Origin of the sequence: Stenotrophomonas sp. PD6, from assembly GCF_049199305.1 — a bacterium.
GTDB lineage: Bacteria > Pseudomonadota > Gammaproteobacteria > Xanthomonadales > Xanthomonadaceae > Stenotrophomonas.
In genome coordinates this window covers 160,385-176,619 of the sequence record NZ_JBLZQD010000008.1, presented here as the reverse complement: position 1 = coordinate 176,619, position 16,235 = coordinate 160,385, and the positions used below count along the sequence as shown (strand labels likewise).

Here is a 16,235-nt window from a genome sequence, read left to right as displayed (position 1 = left end):
GCGGCCGCCTTATTTTTTTGGGGCCCGGGGGGGGGGGCCCCCCCCGGGGGGGGGGGGGGGGGGGCGCGGGCCGGGGCCCCCCCCCCCCCCCCCCCCCCCCCGCCGGAAGCCAGCGTGCCCGACGGTGCGGTCTCCACCGACAATCCGGTCGCGGTCGAAACGTTGCCCGCCGACGATCTGCCGGTGACCGCGCCCGCCGACCCGGTCCATGCCGCCAGCGACGCGGCGATGCTGGCCGACCCCGAGCTGACCCTGGCCCGTGATGCCGACCTGTATGCGTGGTTCGCGGCCGGTGGCCCGGTCCCGGTCGACGAGTCGCAGCCCCAGCCCAGCCGCCCCGAACCCGCCACTGCCGGCCTGGAGACGGCTGCCGCCGATGAATAAGTCGATTCTGCTGCTGGCCCTCAGCCTGGCCGCCACCAGCCAGGCCGCGCCGCAACCGCTGCCGTTGCCGGCCGCGGTTCCCGCCCAGGCACCCACGCCGACCACCGCCCCGGCCATTCCCGCCACGGCGGCGGCGCTCGACCCGGCGCAGCTGCGCGAGCTGCGCAGCCGCTATGCCCAGTGGCAGGCGCTGCCCGAGTCCGAACGGGCCCGCATCCGCGACGCCGCCCGCCGGGTGGCCGCGTTGCCGGCCGCGCAGCAGCAGACGCTGCGCGCCACGTTCAACGAACAGGACCAGCGCTTCCGCGACGGCTGGCGGCTGGGCCCGCAGCTGGGCCAGCAGTTCCCCAAGCTGCAGGGCCTGTTCGGCTTCCTGCCCGCCGAGCAGCGTGAGCCGGCCCTGGCAGCGCTGCGCCAGCTCAGCGTGGACCAGCTGGCCCAGCTCACCCTGGTGGCCCAGCGCACCCCGCCGCAGGAGCGCGACGAGGTCCGCAGCCAGTTCCTGGCGTTGGCCCCGGGCGGACGCGATGCCTGGTTGCGCGAACACGTGGGGCACTGACGGGCACCCGGACCGCGGCATTCGCGTAAGATGACCGGCCGCAACCCGGTGCCTGTGCCCTCCGCGCGCTGCCGTAGTTGCCGTCCGTGATCCCATGTCTACCGCTATCCCCACGCCGCGCCTCTCCCAGGAAGTGCGCGCCACCGGCCTGCTTGCGCTGCCGCTGGTCCTTGGCCATATCTCCACCGGCCTGATCTCCTTCGTCGACAACGTCATCGCCGGTCACCACGGCACCCAGACGCTGGCCGCCGTGACCATAGGCACCGCGTTGCTGTGGCTGCCGATGCTGATTCCGATCGGCACGCTGATCTCGCTGACCGCCTCGGTGTCGCAGCTGCACGGCGCCGGCCGCGAGCGCGAGATCGGCCCGCTGTTCCGCCAGGCACTGTGGCTGGCGCTCGGCCTGGGCCTGATCATGTTCACCTTCCTCACGGTGGTGCCGCCGCTGCTGCCGGCGTTCGGCATCGCGCCGGACATCGTGCCGGGCGCCACGGCGTTCCTGCACGCGGTGCGCTGGGGTGGCCCGGCACTGACGCTGTACTTCTGCATGCGCTACCTCAGTGAGGGCATGCACTGGACGCTGCCGACCATGCTGCTGGGGTTCGGCGGCCTGCTGGTGCTGGCGCCGCTGGGCTATGTGCTGTGTTACGGCAAGCTGGGCTTCCCGGAAATGGGCGCCGAAGGCCTGGGCATCGCCTCGGCCACGATGATGTGGATCCAGGCGCTGTGCTTCGCCGGCTATCTGTGGAAGACCAGACGCTTCGCGCACCTGGAGCTGTTCTCGCATTTCGAGCTGCCGCGCTGGTCGGCGATCTGGGACCTGCTGCGCACCGGCCTGCCGATCGGCATCACCGTGCTGATGGAAGGCGGGCTGTTCATCGTGACCGCGCTGCTGATCGGCCGCCTGGGCGCCACCGAGGCGGCGTCGCACCAGATCGCCATCAACGTGGCGCAGCTGTGCTTCATGATCCCGATGGGCGTGGCCGAGGCCACCACCGTGCGCGTGGGGCACGCCGTCGGCAGTGGCAATGGCCTGGGCGTTCGCCGTGCATCCATCGCCGGCCTGGTCATCATCCTGGGCACGCAGACGCTGTCGGCGCTGGTGCTGCTGTTCGGGCATGACGCCATCGTCGGGGTCTACACCGCCGACATGGGCGTGGCGGCGCTCGCCTCGACGCTGCTGCTGTATGCGGCCGCCTTCCAGTTCCCCGACGGCATCCAGGTACTGTCGGCCGGTGCGCTGCGCGGCCTGAAGGACACCCGTGTGCCGATGTTCATCGCCATGTTCTCGTACTGGGGCCTGGGCATGCCGCTCGGTGCCGGGCTCGGCCTGGGCCTGGGCATGGGCCCGCAGGGCATGTGGCTGGGCCTGATCCTGGGCCTGACCGCAGCCGCGATCCTGATGGCATGGCGCCTGCATGTCAGCAGCCGACGTGTCGGAATCAACCTCGACACGGCTGCCTGACGACCCCCTGACTTGTGTCCGATGCCGGCCGCGCCGGCACCGGCTATGCTGCTACCACGGCAAGATGCCAACTGGAGTTTTCCCCATGAACCAACCCGCGCGTCGCAACCCCGTGGCCAGCTTCTTCATCGGGCTGTGGGATGTGATGAACTTTACCCGCAGGCTGATCCTGAACCTGCTGTTCTTCGGCTTCCTGTTCCTGGTGCTGGTGCTGTTCGTCATCGCGATGGGCAAGGGCGCCAGCTCCGGCAAGGCGCTGGAAGACCGCACCACTTTGGTGATCGCGCCGGAAGGCCGGCTGGTCGAGCAGTTCAGCGCCGACCCGGTCAGCCGCGCGCTGGCCAAGGCCATTGGCGACAACAGCGCCGAGGAAGTGCAGCTGCGCGACCTGGTGCGTGCGCTGGAAGCGGCGCGCGAAGACAAGAAGATCGAACGCGTGGTGCTGCAGCTGGACAAGCTGCAGCCCAGCGGCTTCGCCTCGATGCGTGAGGTGGCCGCCTCGCTGCAGGAGCTGCGCGCGTCGGGCAAGCAGATCGTGGCCTATAGCGACAACATGAGCCAGTGGCAGTACCTGCTGGCCGCGCAGGCCAACGAGATCTATCTGGACCCGATGGGCGGTGTGGTGCTGGAAGGCCTGGGCCGTTACCGGCAGTACTTCCGCACCGGCCTGCAGGACAAGCTGGGCGTGGACGTGCACCTGTTCAAGGTGGGCGAATACAAGTCCGCTGCCGAGCCCTACGTGCTGGACGCAGCCTCGCCGCAGGCCAAGGAAGCCGACCTGTTCTGGATGAACGACGTGTGGCAGCGCTACCTCGGTGATATCGCCAAGGCCCGCAAGCTCGACGCCGCGCAGTTGGCCGCCGGCATCGACACGATGCCTGAAGGCATCGCTGCCGCCGGTGGCGACCTGGCCAAGTTCGCCCTGCAGCAGAAGCTGGTGGACGGCCTGAAGACCCGGGAGGAAGTGGAAGACCTGCTGGCCGATCGCGGCGTGGCCGACGAAGACGCCGACGGCGGCTTCCGCAGCATCAACCTGGACGGCTACCTGTCCCAGCTCGATACCCGCCGTTCGCCGGTGGACTCGCGTCCGCAGGTGGCGGTGGTGGTGGCCTCGGGCGAGATTGCCGGCGGCGACCTGCCGGCCGGCCGCGTGGGCGGCGAATCGACCTCGGCCCTGCTGCGCGAGGCGCGCGACGACAAGGACGTGAAGGCGGTGGTGCTGCGCGTGGATTCGCCGGGCGGCGAAGTATTCGCCTCCGAGCAGATCCGCCGTGAAGTGGTGGCGCTGAAGGCCGCCGGCAAGCCGGTGGTGGTGTCGATGGGCGACCTGGCCGCCTCCGGTGGTTACTGGATCAGCATGAACGCCGATCGCATCTATGCGGACCCGTCGACGATCACCGGTTCGATCGGCATCTTCGGCATGATCCCCAACCTGTCGCGTTCGCTGGACAAGATCGGCGTGCACACCGACGGCGTGGGCACCACCCGCTTCGCCGGTGCGTTCGACATCACCCGCCCGATGGACCCGGCTGTGGGCCAGGTCATCCAGTCGGTGATCAACAAGGGCTACGCCGACTTCACCGGCAAGGTGGCCGATGCACGCAACAAGCCGGTCGAGGCCGTGGACGAAGTGGCCCGTGGCCGTGTGTGGAGCGGCGCGCAGGCCAAGGAACGCGGTCTTGTCGATGCGTTCGGCGGGCTGAAGGCGGCCGTGGCCGACGCCGCCAACCGCGCCAAGCTGGGCGGCCCGGACAAGGTGCGCGTGCGCTACATCGAAAAGGCGGCTACCCCGTTCGCGCAGTTCCTCAGCGGCTTCGCCGGCTCCCACGCCGGGGCCTGGATGCTGGGCGAATCGGGCGTGGCGCGGATCATGCTGGCCCGCTCGATGCCGGAAGTGGACACGCAGCTGCGCTTCGTCGAAGACGCCGCCCGCGACCCGCGCGGCAGCGCCCCGGTGAAGGCCCTGGCGTACTGCTTCTGCGGTTTGTGATTCGGATGCGGTAGGTCGCCACCGTTGGTGGTGACGCCGAACAAACGAAAAACCCGGCCACGGCCGGGTTTTTTCGTTGTTGCACACCGTATCAAAGAATGGCCTGAAGGCCCTTGTCGGCGATGACGTTGAGCAGCTTGAGCGCGGGACCGGTGGGATGTGTCTCACCCTGTTCCCACTTGCGGATTGTCGACGCAGACGTGTGCAGATGAAGCGCAAACACGGGCTGGCTGAACTTCAGGCGTTCACGTAGGCGTTTGATCTCAGTGGCGCTGAAGTCACGGACGGGGGGCGGGCAGAGTGCGTCGAAGTCACGCATCGTTACCTTGTTGATCGCGCCCGCTTCGTAGAGCGCAGCAAGATCGTCGCGCAGGGATTCAATAATCTTGCTCACATCGCACCTCCATTAGAACGCCAATTCTGAGGGCCTTCGCCAGCGCCTCGGGAGCGAGCTCCAGAAACGCTTTGCCGGCGTACTGAAGCGCTTCCTTTTCTTCCTGTGTGATGTTCGCCTTGTCGCTCTTCGAAAACCCGTGCAGAAAAACGTAGCGGGTACCGACCCGAGCGGAAAGCAACGTTCGATAGCCATCACGCTTACCGCCGCCAGCTCGCGCCACCCGCTTCTTGTACAGACACCGACCCAGTTCCGCGTCAAAGAGCCCGCGTTCCATCTCACTTATCGCCCTGCACAACACTTCGTCGGAAATTCTCTCGCCAGCCTGCCAGCGCGCGAAGTCCTTGCGTTTCAAGGCACGCATCAGGGCCTTCCAATTAAGTATACCCGTATCGGGTACATTGGGCGTGAAGGTACCGGGGAGGAGCAGGAGGGCTGTTTCATGAGCTTTTCTGGAGCAGCAGCGATGTACTGGGGGCTCTTGAATAAGTCAGATGCAGCTGATGCGCTTTCAGGAATATCGCGCGCGCGACCGGATGTGCACGACGGAGTAGGTCACCACCGTTGGTGGTGGCGCCGAACAAACGAAAAACCCGGCCACGGCCGGGTTTTTTCTTATCGCGTCATCACCACCAACGGTAGTGATCTACCGAGTGGATTCGGCGTTGTCTGCGGCGCTGGTGTCCGGTGCCTTCTCCAGCGTGTCGCGGGCGGCCTTGGCCTTGTCCAGCGGCTGCTGCATGGCGTCGCGCAGTGCGGTGGCCTGCGGTTCCGGCCGCTTGTCCGGGTCCGGCGGCACGGGGCGGCTGCAGCCGCTCAGTGCGAGCAGGCCGAGCAGCGGAAGGGCGGTACGGATCTGCATGGGAACCTCGCGAGTAAGCCCGGGAATGCGCAGTGTAGAACCGGTGTGCCAGCCCGTGTGTGATGGGGTGCGCCGCCCCGGCATGCGGGCTATCCTGCCCGCAGCGCGGAGCACGGTGCCCTGCGCATGAATCGCGGGGCGCAGCCCCGAGGCAGGAGAAGCAGGTGAGTGCGCAGCGTTGGCGACTGGATGGACAGACCGCATTGATCACCGGTGCCAGTGCCGGCATAGGCCTGGCGATCGCCCGCGAACTGTTGGGGTTCGGCGCCGATCTTCTGATGGTGGGACGCGACGCCGACGCGCTGGAAGTGGCCCGCGACGAGCTGGGCGACGCCTTTCCCGACCGCGAGATCCATGCGCTGTCGGCGGACGTGTCCGACGACGAGGACCGCCGCGAGATACTGGACTGGGTGGAGGACCACAGCGACGGGCTGCACCTGCTGATCAACAATGCGGGCGGCAACATCAGCAAGCCGGCCACCGAATACACCGAAGACGAGTGGCGCGGGATCTTCGAGACCAACCTGTTCTCGGCCTTTGAACTGTCGCGCTATGCACACCCGCTGCTGGCACGGCATGCGGCCTCGGCCATCGTCAACGTTGGCAGCGTTTCGGGGCTGACCCATGTGCGCAGCGGTGCGGTGTATGGCATGACCAAGGCGGCGATGCACCAGATGACCCGCAACCTGGCGGTGGAATGGGCCGAGGACGGCATCCGGGTCAACGCGGTGGCCCCGTGGTACATCCGCACCCGGCGCACGTCCGGTCCGCTGTCGGACCCGGACTACTACGAGCAGGTGATCGATCGCACGCCGATGCGCCGCATCGGTGAGCCCGAGGAAGTGGCCGCCGCGGTGGGTTTCCTGTGCCTGCCCGCCGCCAGCTACATCACCGGCGAATGCATCGCGGTGGACGGCGGGTTTCTAAGGTACGGGTTTTAACCCGTCGTTATTGCGGTACCGCGCAATTGCTTTCCGCCAGCACCGCCTGCAGGCGCGTGCGCTCGGCGGTGGCGGCGGCGAGGCTGTCGGGCGAGGCGAAACGCTCGCGGCCGCGGGCGTCCCGGAAGCGTTGTTGCCAGGCGCTGCACCGCTGGTCCTCGGCGAGCAGCTGGCAGTCGTCGCGGACTACTTCGCAGCTCGCCGCATTGACCGGCGTGACCCCGCCCAGCCCGGTTACCGAGAGCAGCACGCAGTGCGGCGGGGCAGGCTCACGCTCGTTGAGGTAGCGGCCCCCATCGGCGCTCTGGCACTGGTAGATATCCGGCAGCGGCGGCTTGTCCGACCCGCCTGCAACGGCGGCGTCGTCCCCAGGCTTGGGCAGGTTGGCGCTGTCCAGAATGGCGGTGCCGGTCGGTGTCTGGTACGCCTCGGAAATCACGCGCTCCATGGGGCGCGCCTTGCCGGGTGCCTGAGGCGGCAGCGCGGCGGGCGCCAGCGGCTGGACCTGTTGCGTCGGCGCCGGGGGCGGCGTTGGCGTGGCGCTGGTGGACACCGACACCTCCGCGCGCGCGGGCGCGGCATTCATGCGCTGGATGACCTGATGGCTGCCGGCGGGGCAGGGCTTGCCCTGTACCGTCACGTTGTCGCTCGCATCGGTACAGCGGAAGACGACGCCGTCGTCGGCCATCGCCGGGAGCGTCACGCACAGCAACAGGAGGCACCAGGATTTCATCGGCGCAGGATACAACCCCATCGATCAATTGCGGCAGTCGCGGTCCAGCCGTGCGTCGATGCCGCGCTGCTCGCGGTTGATGGCATCGCGCTCGCTCTGCAGCGCGCTGTTGTAGCGACGGCCAAGTTCAAAGCGTCGATCGCGCAGGATCGAACAGACCTCGGTGGCCGGCAGCGGGTGGCACTGGTCGCGCACCAGCACGTTGCCGGCGGGAATCACGACGTCCTGGCGGCTGCCCGGGAACGCCGAACCCTCGCTCTGCCACTGTGAGCTGCCCCCGCCGATGGTCAGGCTGCCGCCGACCCGCGAGCCGCCACCGGAGACCGACAGCGAGCCGCCGCTGGCACTCACCGAGCCACTGCTGCTGCCATTGCCCATCGGCATGATCGGCGGCAGCGGGCGTGGCCCCGGCGGGCCACCGCCGTGTCCGCGCCCCGGCAACCAGGCGCTGGTCCACACCGGCACCCAGCGTGGATTGCCTTCGCTGGTGTCGCTGGTATAGCGGCTGCCGTCGTCGCGGATGCACTCGTAGATCGGCTGCGGTGGCTGCACGTGGACGTAGCGGACCTCGCGCTCAGGCGGTGCCGCCGCGGGCGTGGCCGGGTCGCGGTCGCTGCGCACCACCCGCGGGGGCGGATCACGCGGGCGTTGCATGTCGCGTACTTCCTGGCGCCCGTCGCGGCACGGCGCGTCCTGCAGCGAGACGGCGCCATTGCTACCCACGCAGCGATAGACGCGCACGCTGCCGGAGTCCTGGGCGGCCAGCGGCGCGCTGCCACACAGCAGCAACAGGATCAGCCAGGGGGCGAAGGGTCGGCGCATGCCGCCAGTGTGCGGCTTTGCCGGCGCGCGCGCAAAAGCCGCACGCGCGGCCGCTCAGGTTCGCAGGATCTGGCCGCTCAAAGCATCGCGGATCGGGGTGGGCTGGGCCAGGCCGCCGGTTTCCCCGTCGATCAGGCCGTCCAGCAGCGGCAGCAGCGCCGGGTCGAGCTCGGCCCGGGTGCGTGCCGGCGGCTTGCCGGCCAGGTTGGCGCTGGTGGAGACCAGCGGCCCACCCCAGGCGCGGCAGAGCGCGGCCACCAGCGGGTGGGCGCTGATCCGAACCGCAATGCCGCTGTGTTCACCGGTGATCCAGCGCGGGGCGCGCGGTCCGGCCGGCAGGATCCAGGTATGCGCCCCCGGCCAGCTGGCCAGTACCTCGCTCTGGCGTGCGGGCGGCAGTGCCTGCAGCCGCACCCAGTCGTCCAGCTGGGACAGTTCGGCCGCCACCAGGATCATGCCTTTCTCGACCGGACGCTGTTTGAGCCGCAGCAGTTTGTTCACCGCCGCCTCGTGCCGCGGGTCGCAACCCAGGCCCCAGACCGCTTCGGTGGGGTAGGCGATCACCCCACCGGCGCGCAGCACGGGCAGGGCGGAGTCGACGGTCAGTTCATTCACGGCGGATACCGGCGAGCAGGGAAGACGTGATCATGTTCGCCCGACCAACGGTCGGGCGCTACCCGTTTCAGGCCTTTTTTACGGCCTTCTTCGCAGCGGCCTTTTTGGTGGCCGCTTTCTTGGTGGCGGCCTTCTTCGCGGGCGCCTTTTTCGCAGCGGCCTTCTTCACCGCCGCCTTTTTGACCGCCGGCTCTTTCTTCACCGCAGCCTTCTTCGCCGGCGCCTTCTTGGCCACGACCTTCTTGGCGGCCTTCTTGCCGAAGCCCTTGCGCACCGGCTTGCCGGTTTCTTCCATGAACTGCTGCACCTCGGCCAGGGTCAGCGAGGCCGGCTCGCGGTCCTTGGGAATCTTGCCGTTCATCTTGCCGTCGCTCAGGTACGGGCCGAAGCGGCCGTTCAGTACCTGGATCTCGCTGCCCTCGAATTCCTTGATGATCCGGTTGCGCGCGATCTCTTCCTTCTCCTCGATCAGGAACACCGCCCGGGCCAGATCGATGGTGTAGGGGTCGTCTTCCTTCTTCAGCGAGGCGTAGGTGCTGCCGCGCTTGGCGAACGGGCCGAAGCGGCCGATGCCCACGCTGACATCCTCGCCCTTGTCCTCACCCAGCGCGCGCGGCATCAGGAACAGCTCCAGCGCGTCTTCCAGGTTGATGGTGTGCATCGACTGGCCCGGGCGCAGCGAGGCGAACTTGGGCTTGTCCTCGGCGTCCTCGGCGGTGCTGCCGATCGCCGCGTAGGGCCCGAAACGGCCCAGGCGGACGCTGACCGGCTTGCCGGTCTTGGGGTCGGTGCCCAGTTCGCGGGCACCACTGGCCTCGGCGCGATCCACCGATTCCTTCTTCTCTTCCACCAGCCGGTTGAACGGTTCCCAGAAACGGGCCATCAACGGGATCCAGTCCTCCTCGCCGCGCGACACCGCATCGAGCTCGTCTTCGAGCTTGGCGGTGAAGTCGTAGTCCACGTACTGGGTGAAATGGCTGGACAGGAACTTGGAGACCGCACGGCCCACGTCGGACGGGCGGAAGCTGCGGCCTTCCATCTCCACGTACTTGCGGAACAGCAGGGTCTGGATGATCGACGAATAGGTCGACGGACGGCCGATGCCATACTCTTCCAGCGCCTTGACCAGCGCCGCTTCGGTGAAGCGCGGCGGCGGCTGGGTGAAGTGCTGGTCGGCGATGATGCGCTCCAGCGGCACGCGGTCACCGGGCTTCATCGCCGGCAGCTTGCGGCCTTCGTCGTCATCCTCGGCGCTCTTGCTGTCCTTGCCTTCCTCGTAAACCGCCAGGAAGCCGGGTACCACCACGGTGGTGCCGCTGGCGCGGAACACATGCTCGCTGCCGGCCGACAGGTCCACGCTGACGGTGTTGAGCGTGGCCGGAATCATCTGGCTGGCCACGGCACGCTTCCAGATCAGCTCATACAGCTTGCGCTCGTCGTCGGTCAGGTAACGCGAGACCTGCGCCGGGGTGCGCAACGCCGAGGTCGGGCGCACCGCTTCGTGCGCTTCCTGCGCGTTCTTGGACTTGGTCTGGTAGGTGTTGGGCTTGTCCGGCAGCGCGGCAATGCCGTAATCGCGGGCGATGACGTCGCGGATCTCGGCCAGCGCGTCCTGCGACAGGTTGACCGAGTCGGTACGCATGTACGAGATCAGGCCGACGGTGCCTTCCTCGTCGCCGATCGCCACGCCTTCATACAGCTTCTGCGCGACCTGCATGGTCTTGCGCGTGGTGAAGCCCAGCTTGCGCGAGGCTTCCTGCTGCAGCGTGGAGGTGGTGAACGGGGCTGCCGGGCGACGCTTGCGCTCCTTGCTGGCCACGTCGGTGACGTGCAGGTTGCCCTGCGCGGCCTGCTGGATACGCAGGCGGGCGGCCTCGGCGGTGTCGCCGTCGGTCACGGTGAACTGCTCGAACTTCTGGCCGTCCAGCTTGATCAGGCGGGCATTGAAGGGCTGCGAGGGATGCGCGCAGGCGGCGTCGATGCTCCAGTATTCGCGGGCGATGAAGGCTTCGATCTCCTCCTCGCGCTCGACGATCATGCGCAGCGCCGGGCTCTGCACGCGGCCGGCGGACAGGCCGCGCTGGACCTTGCGCCACAGCACCGGGGACAGATTGAAGCCGACCAGGTAGTCCAGTGCGCGGCGCGCCTGCTGGGCGTCGACCAGGTCGCTGGCGATCTCGCGCGGCTGGCTCATGGCCTCCTTGATGGCGCGCGGGGTGATCTCGGTGAAGACCACGCGCTGCATCGGCTTGTCCTTGACCAGCCCCCGTTCCTTCAGGATTTCGGCGATATGCCAGCTGATGGCCTCCCCCTCGCGATCCGGATCGGTCGCCAGGAAGATGTCATCGGCGGTCTTGGCCGCCTTGGCGATGGCGTCGACGTGCTTCTCGTTCTTGTCGATCAGGTCGTAGCGCATCGCGAAGTTGTTGTCGGGGTCGACCGCGCCTTCCTTCGGGACCAGATCGCGCACATGCCCATACGAGGCCAGGACGGTGTAGTCCTTGCCGAGGTATTTGTTGATCGTCTTGGCCTTGGCGGGCGATTCGACGATGAGCAGGTGCTTGGGCATGTCATTGAATTCTGTGGGCAGCAGCCCGGGGGAGGGCGCTAGGGTGGAGCAAATGGCCGCATTAGTGAAGGGCAGCCGTCGATTTCCATACGCTGAACGCCCGGTTATGCGCCGGGCGTTCAGGTTTTGCGCCTAGTAGAGGAATCACGCCGGGGCCGCTCGTGTCAAGCGGCCCGGTGTGAGGGTGGGTCAGGACATGGACGAGGCGAAGATCCCGATCATGGCAACCGCGAGGACAATCATGCCCACGGTCAGCAGGCCGCCGATCACCAGAATCACGATGGCGGCGGTGCCCAGTTCATGGCGCTGCAGGTGCGACTGCTCGGTGAAGGCCCAGCGGTCCACCACCACGGTGTCGCAGATCATGTCGTGCAGGGTCTGCTTGCGATCCGTGAAGGCCGCCATCAGGTAGCCGATGCACAGGATCAGCCCGCTCAGGAAGGCGGCGAAGTAGCGGCCGATGGCGCGCAGCAGGGTGAGCCGCTCACCGTCGGAGCGCACCACCTTGATGCCGACCACCATCTTGCCCAGCGTGGCGCCGCCCCGCGAGGAATGGAACGAGGCGTAGTAGGCCACGCCGATGATGATGCCCAGCAGCATGCCCACGCCCTGCGCGGCAGCTTCGATGGCCGAGGCACTGGAGCCGCCGGCCATGGCAAAGCCCATCACGCCGCCGATGACGCCGCCGATGATCGCCGAGGTGACGGTCAGCAGGATGTAGTCCACCAGATAGGCGGCAACGCGCTTCCAGAACCCGGCATAGACCACCTCGCCACCGCTGACCACCGCCGAGCCGTAGCTGGCCGTGGCACCCGGTGCGGTATAGGGCGAGTAGGTGCCGCCGCCGGTGCCGGGCAGGGGCGCGGTGCCGTTGTCGATGGCGGTGTAGTCGCCGCGCAGGTCGAAGCCGCTGCCCAGGTTGCTGGCCGCGCTGGTGAGGTTCTGCAGCTGCAGCTCCTCCACCGCTTCGGACAGTGCCTTCCACTGCCCGTAGCCTTCGCGCCAGACCAGCGTGGTCAGGCTGATTTCCCCGCGCTGGAAGCGCTGGCGAAGCTCTTCGGCCAGCAACGGACCCTGGCGGTCCTGGCCGTCGGCGTAATACCACTCAGTCATTGTGTGCATCCCCTTGTCGTCCATAGTGATCTGCTGCTCAGTTGCGGCACTGTGCCGGCATATATTTGCGGTCGGCGTCGGTGCTGCAACTCCACTCCTGGCGTTCGATGTCGTACTCGTACCAGAGCATCTTGCCGTCCAGGGCGCGCTTGCCGGGCATCGAGAATTCGATCTCCACGCCGCACTTGCCTTCGCCGAAGCGACCGATGCGCACCGCACCCACGCCTTCGCTGGCGTATGCAGTGGGGCTGAGGAAGCCGTCATCGCCATTGACCGGGCAACGGTTGTTTTCCTGGGCGAACACGGCCACCTGCGTTTTCAGGGGCGACAAGGTGCTCACCGCATTGACCAGCTTGGCCCGGTTGACGTAGTCCTGGTAAGCGGGAAGGGCGATGGCCGCAAGAATGGCGAACACGACCAGTACCACCAGGCCCACCACCAACCCGATGACCAGGCAGCCCGACGTCTTCTTCGGCGGTGGCGGCGCGGCGGCGCGGGTGTAGCTCGGCGGCGCGGCCGGAGTGCGTGTCGGCACATCGAACCCGGGAACGCGCGGCGGCGACGGGGCGACCGGTTCCATGATGGGCGGCGGGGTGGGCCCTGCCGGCGGCGCGGCATCCACCGCCGGCGGCGGTGCGATCACCAGGCCGATCTCGTCGGCCACGCTGCGCAGCGGCTGCCACTGCGCCAACCCGTCGCGCCAAACCAGCGTATCCAGCGCGATGCGGCTGGACTGGTACAGCGCGATCAACTCCTCAGACGTCAGCGGCCCACGCTGCTGACGATTTCCTTCTGCATAGAACCACTGGCCCACGGTCCGCTCCTGAATGCGCTGGGCACTCAGTGTACGTTTAGTGAAGGGGTTCCGGTTCGTCCACGAACATTTGTGTTTCCATCCAGGCGTAAGCCGCCTCGGCGCCGGGCTGGTTGAACAGCACCATCAGCACCACCCACTTGAGGTCGTCCAGGTCCAGTTCGTCCTGGTCCAGGGCCATGGCGCGGTCCAGCACCAGCTCGCGCTGGTTGGCGTCCAGGATGCCGTGCTGCTCCAGGAACATCAGGAAACCCCGGCCTTCAACGTCCAGCTTGTCCAGTTCCGGGCCGTGGAAAATGCGCACCGGGCCATCAACGCGGGCCAGGGTGACGGCCGGACGCTGTTCGGCAAGGGCATCGAGCCAGTCGAATGCCTTGTTGATCTCTGTGGGGCTGAAGCCGGCCTGTATGAGGCCGTTCTGGAGGGAATCGCGGTCGCGGACGAGGTCCGCGTCTTCGCTGAAGTAGTGTTCAAACAGGTACAGCAGGACGTCCAGAATGCTCTCTTTCATTGCCCCTCGGCCTGCGTCAACGACGCTGTGGAGGTGAAGAAACTAGGGTTTTCGACAGTAGCGGCCATGGTTGGCGACCACCTTTCCATCCAGTTCCATGATCAGAAGCATGGCCGACAGCCGGGCCGCCGTCAATCCGCTGCGCTGGATCAGTGAATCCATACAGGTTGGGTTGTCGTCCAGCACTTTCCACAAGCGCTGGTAGTCCGGTTCGGGGGAAGGTGGGACGGGTCCGCGCGCTGTCCGTGCCTGTTCAGTGGGGGCATCCAGGCGTAAACGCAAGGCCTTGCCCAGGCTGGCCGCCAGCCCGGCCAGGCCCGCGATGACCTCGTCGGGGTGTTCCACCAGGTGGGCGCCGTCGCGGATCAGACGGTGGCAGCCGCGGGCACGCGGGTTGCGCACCGAGCCGGGCAGGGCGAAGACCTCGCGCCCGGCCTCGGCGGCCAGCCGGGCGGTGATCAGCGCCCCCGAGCGCGCCGCCGCCTCGATCACCACGGTACCCAGGGTCAGGCCGGCCACGATGCGGTTGCGCGCCGGGAACTGGCCGGGCCGCGCGGAGGTGCCCGGTGGGTACTCGCTGACTACCGCCCCGCGCGCGGCGATGCGCGCATGCAGTGCCGCGTGCCGGGGCGGAAACGTCAGGTCCAGGCCGGTGGCGACCACCGCCACGGTGCGGCCGTCGGCCAGGTCCAGTGCGGCCTGGTGGGCGCGGGCATCGACCCCGGTGGCCAGGCCGCTGACCACGCACAGGCCGCTGCCGGCCAAGGCGCCCGCAAACTCGCCGGCCAGTTCGGCGCCGCTGGGCGAGGGCGTGCGGCTGCCAACCACCGCCACCCCGGGGTGCCACAGCGCGGTCGGGTCGCCCTGCACGAACAGCGCCAGCGGGGCCTCGTCGGTGCTGGCCAGCAGGCTGGGGTAGTCCTCCGATCCGATGCCCAGCAGGTGCCGGTCCGGTTCCGCCAACCACGCCGCGCAGCGGGCCACGGCGGCGTGGTCGGGGATGGCGATCCGGGCGCACTGTTCGGCGTTGCAGCCGGCGCTGCGCCAGGCGGTGGGGCCGGCGCGCAGGACCCGGGCGGCGTCGCCGAAGCGGCTCAGCAGGGCGCGGCGCGGGGCCAGCGCACCGCCGGCCAGGATCAGGCGAAGCAGCGCCGTGTGGGGAGAAGGCAGATCGTCAGGCATCTGCTCAGGCTAGCCCGCACACGAAGACGGCGCCCTGGGGCGCCGTCTCGTTGTTGCGTCAGAATGTGTACCGGCCAACGGTCGGTACCTGCCGCGTTGCAGGGTCGCCTCAACGACCTGCGCGGTTACTGCGCGTCGGGGTGCTTGGCCGAATAACCGACCAGCACCGGCTTCACGCCCTGCATCACCAGCGCATAGCTGACCTTGTCGAAGGTGCGGAACACCATGGCATGGGCAGCGTACTCATCAGGCAGGGAGACGCGACCGGCACCGGTGGTGAGCGAGTCGTCCATGCGCGAGGAGTTCGGGTACTGCATCCGGTGGGCCACATGCCTGCCCTGGCGCCACAGCGACACCACGGTACCGTTGTCGATGCCGTTGGCGCTGCCTGCGGAGATCGCGATGACGTCGCGCGGACCGCCGGCCAGGTACATGTCCGTCACCGCCAGCACGCGCATGTCCAGACCCTCGATCTGGGCGGTCGGTGCGTGCGGGAAGAACTGCAGGTCGTAGGGGTTGGCCTCCACCGGCACCAGGCGGTCGCCGGCGCGCACTTCACGTGCGTTGACCGGGCCCTGCAGCGCCAGCGTGGTCACTTCCGACTGCCCGTCCGCCAGCTTCACCACGGTGCCCACGTTCAGCTGGGACAGCTCGTAGCCGAGCATTTCGTTGCGCTTGCTGGGCGCGGCCACGAAGTTCTTCCACAGGTTGCCGCTGCCCGGGGTCACATCGCCATTGGCGGTGAGGTCCTCGGTCGGCTTGGGCAGCGAGTAGCGCACCGTGGGGCGGACCACCGCCCAGCGCTGGCCGACCTGTGCGCCATCCAGGCCACGCACGTAGGCGGTCTGGCCGTTGGTGGCACGCAGGCGGTTGTCTTCCAGGGCAACGACGTAGGGCAGCGAGTCGATCTCGTCCACCACGCTGAGCTGCTTCAGGAACGGTTCGACCTGGCTCAGCGGGATCGCGTTGATCGGCGCGTCCTGGCGCGGGCCGGGCTGGGCCACGACGCGGTCCAGGTAGGCCAGGCTCAGCACGTCACCCGGGTAGATCAGGTGCGGGTTCTTGACCTGCGGGTTGGCCTGCCAGATTTCCGGCCACAACCACGGCTTTTTAAGGAAGCGCGCGGAAATATCCCACAAGGTGTCGCCCTTCTGGACGACATAGGTTTCCGGGTGCCCGCCATTCACTTCAACGGCGGTAGCATAGGTAGCCACGGTCAGCATCGCGACAGCGACGACCGTACGAGTTCTTTCAAACATAGGTGTGGTGCCTGATTCCCCA

At 67.9% G+C, this 16,235-nt stretch carries 17 protein-coding genes; 5 read left to right on the top strand and 12 right to left on the bottom strand.

The genetic code is table 11. The annotated features are described in order from the left end of the window. Positions 1 to 114 precede the first annotated feature (114 nt). The 4 genes from ACOZHM_RS13230 to sppA all read left to right on the top strand — a co-directional run bounded on the left by ACOZHM_RS13230 (position 115) and on the right by sppA (position 4,398). Positions 115 to 384 carry a hypothetical protein gene (locus ACOZHM_RS13230; RefSeq protein WP_421569779.1) on the top strand — a complete coding sequence of 90 codons (270 nt, stop codon included), beginning with the start codon at positions 115 to 117 and terminating at the stop codon, positions 382 to 384. After that, the gene (locus ACOZHM_RS13225) at positions 377 to 943 is read left to right on the top strand and encodes a DUF3106 domain-containing protein (protein WP_421569778.1); all 567 of its coding nucleotides are present in this window, start codon (positions 377 to 379) and stop codon (positions 941 to 943) included. Before ACOZHM_RS13230 ends, ACOZHM_RS13225 begins: the two co-directional genes overlap by 8 nt. A 94-nt stretch (positions 944 to 1,037) precedes the next feature. Next, positions 1,038 to 2,408, top strand: a complete 1,371-nt coding sequence (locus tag ACOZHM_RS13220) for an MATE family efflux transporter (protein WP_421569777.1) — start codon at positions 1,038 to 1,040, stop codon at positions 2,406 to 2,408. 85 nt (positions 2,409 to 2,493) lie between these two features. After that, complete coding sequence (gene sppA, locus ACOZHM_RS13215; RefSeq protein WP_421569776.1) at positions 2,494 to 4,398, top strand: signal peptide peptidase SppA; 1,905 nt, start codon at positions 2,494 to 2,496, stop codon at positions 4,396 to 4,398. Between the two features lie 91 nt (positions 4,399 to 4,489). Here the strand turns inward: sppA and ACOZHM_RS13210 are convergent, their stop codons facing one another. From ACOZHM_RS13210 to ACOZHM_RS13200, 3 genes are all read right to left on the bottom strand, one after another. Then, the gene (locus tag ACOZHM_RS13210; protein ID WP_421569775.1) at positions 4,490 to 4,792 is read right to left on the bottom strand and encodes a helix-turn-helix domain-containing protein; all 303 of its coding nucleotides are present in this window, start codon (positions 4,790 to 4,792) and stop codon (positions 4,490 to 4,492) included. Further along, positions 4,776 to 5,159, bottom strand: a complete 384-nt coding sequence (locus tag ACOZHM_RS13205; RefSeq protein ID WP_421569783.1) for a type II toxin-antitoxin system RelE/ParE family toxin — start codon at positions 5,157 to 5,159, stop codon at positions 4,776 to 4,778. The genes ACOZHM_RS13210 and ACOZHM_RS13205 overlap by 17 nt, the downstream gene beginning before the upstream one ends. Before the next feature lie 279 nt (positions 5,160 to 5,438). Beyond that, positions 5,439 to 5,654 carry a hypothetical protein gene (locus tag ACOZHM_RS13200; RefSeq protein WP_421569774.1) on the bottom strand — a complete coding sequence of 72 codons (216 nt, stop codon included), beginning with the start codon at positions 5,652 to 5,654 and terminating at the stop codon, positions 5,439 to 5,441. 164 nt (positions 5,655 to 5,818) lie between these two features. Between ACOZHM_RS13200 and ACOZHM_RS13195 the strand changes: the two genes are divergently transcribed. Continuing rightward, the gene (locus tag ACOZHM_RS13195; protein WP_421569773.1) at positions 5,819 to 6,595 is read left to right on the top strand and encodes an SDR family oxidoreductase; all 777 of its coding nucleotides are present in this window, start codon (positions 5,819 to 5,821) and stop codon (positions 6,593 to 6,595) included. A 7-nt stretch (positions 6,596 to 6,602) separates the two neighbouring features. Here the strand turns inward: ACOZHM_RS13195 and ACOZHM_RS13190 are convergent, their stop codons facing one another. The 9 genes from ACOZHM_RS13190 to ACOZHM_RS13150 form a co-directional block, all read right to left on the bottom strand. Continuing rightward, positions 6,603 to 7,328: a hypothetical protein gene (locus ACOZHM_RS13190; protein WP_421569772.1), complete on the bottom strand. Its 726-nt coding sequence runs from the start codon at positions 7,326 to 7,328 to the stop codon at positions 6,603 to 6,605. Between the two features lie 24 nt (positions 7,329 to 7,352). Then, complete coding sequence (locus ACOZHM_RS13185; RefSeq protein WP_421569771.1) at positions 7,353 to 8,150, bottom strand: DUF4124 domain-containing protein; 798 nt, start codon at positions 8,148 to 8,150, stop codon at positions 7,353 to 7,355. 54 nt (positions 8,151 to 8,204) lie between these two features. Next, complete coding sequence (locus tag ACOZHM_RS13180) at positions 8,205 to 8,765, bottom strand: Sua5/YciO/YrdC/YwlC family protein (RefSeq protein WP_421569770.1); 561 nt, start codon at positions 8,763 to 8,765, stop codon at positions 8,205 to 8,207. Positions 8,766 to 8,832: 67 nt separating this feature from the next. Continuing rightward, on the bottom strand, positions 8,833 to 11,334 hold the full coding sequence (locus ACOZHM_RS13175) for a DNA topoisomerase I (RefSeq protein WP_421569769.1): 2,502 nt from the start codon (positions 11,332 to 11,334) through the stop codon (positions 8,833 to 8,835). Positions 11,335 to 11,523: 189 nt separating this feature from the next. Beyond that, on the bottom strand, positions 11,524 to 12,447 hold the full coding sequence (locus tag ACOZHM_RS13170; protein WP_421569768.1) for an RDD family protein: 924 nt from the start codon (positions 12,445 to 12,447) through the stop codon (positions 11,524 to 11,526). A gap of 37 nt (positions 12,448 to 12,484) precedes the next feature. Next, the gene (locus ACOZHM_RS13165; protein WP_421569767.1) at positions 12,485 to 13,261 is read right to left on the bottom strand and encodes a pilin; all 777 of its coding nucleotides are present in this window, start codon (positions 13,259 to 13,261) and stop codon (positions 12,485 to 12,487) included. Between the two features lie 37 nt (positions 13,262 to 13,298). After that, a complete protein-coding gene (locus ACOZHM_RS13160; RefSeq protein ID WP_421569766.1) occupies positions 13,299 to 13,772 on the bottom strand; it encodes a DUF494 family protein in 474 nt (157 codons plus the stop codon). 42 nt (positions 13,773 to 13,814) lie between these two features. After that, the gene (dprA, locus tag ACOZHM_RS13155) at positions 13,815 to 14,954 is read right to left on the bottom strand and encodes a DNA-processing protein DprA (RefSeq protein WP_421569765.1); all 1,140 of its coding nucleotides are present in this window, start codon (positions 14,952 to 14,954) and stop codon (positions 13,815 to 13,817) included. A 125-nt stretch (positions 14,955 to 15,079) separates the two neighbouring features. Next, entirely contained in the window at positions 15,080 to 16,213 is a 1,134-nt protein-coding gene (locus ACOZHM_RS13150; protein WP_421569764.1) for a LysM peptidoglycan-binding domain-containing protein, read from the bottom strand. Positions 16,214 to 16,235 lie beyond the last annotated feature (22 nt).

Excerpts from the sequence above, each read along its gene's own strand:
- ACOZHM_RS13225 (WP_421569778.1), top strand. The coding sequence starts at position 377 with ATGAATAAGTCGATTCTGCTGCTGGCCCTCAGCCTGGCCGCCACCAGC.
- ACOZHM_RS13220 (WP_421569777.1), top strand. The coding sequence starts at position 1,038 with ATGTCTACCGCTATCCCCACGCCGCGCCTCTCCCAGGAAGTGCGCGCC.
- sppA (WP_421569776.1), top strand. The coding sequence starts at position 2,494 with ATGAACCAACCCGCGCGTCGCAACCCCGTGGCCAGCTTCTTCATCGGG.
- ACOZHM_RS13200 (WP_421569774.1), bottom strand. The coding sequence starts at position 5,654 with ATGCAGATCCGTACCGCCCTTCCGCTGCTCGGCCTGCTCGCACTGAGC.
- ACOZHM_RS13190 (WP_421569772.1), bottom strand. The coding sequence starts at position 7,328 with ATGAAATCCTGGTGCCTCCTGTTGCTGTGCGTGACGCTCCCGGCGATG.
- ACOZHM_RS13185 (WP_421569771.1), bottom strand. The coding sequence starts at position 8,150 with ATGCGCCGACCCTTCGCCCCCTGGCTGATCCTGTTGCTGCTGTGTGGC.
- ACOZHM_RS13175 (WP_421569769.1), bottom strand. The coding sequence starts at position 11,334 with ATGCCCAAGCACCTGCTCATCGTCGAATCGCCCGCCAAGGCCAAGACG.
- ACOZHM_RS13170 (WP_421569768.1), bottom strand. The coding sequence starts at position 12,447 with ATGACTGAGTGGTATTACGCCGACGGCCAGGACCGCCAGGGTCCGTTG.
- ACOZHM_RS13160 (WP_421569766.1), bottom strand. The coding sequence starts at position 13,772 with ATGAAAGAGAGCATTCTGGACGTCCTGCTGTACCTGTTTGAACACTAC.
- dprA (WP_421569765.1), bottom strand. The coding sequence starts at position 14,954 with ATGCCTGACGATCTGCCTTCTCCCCACACGGCGCTGCTTCGCCTGATC.
- ACOZHM_RS13150 (WP_421569764.1), bottom strand. The coding sequence starts at position 16,213 with ATGTTTGAAAGAACTCGTACGGTCGTCGCTGTCGCGATGCTGACCGTG.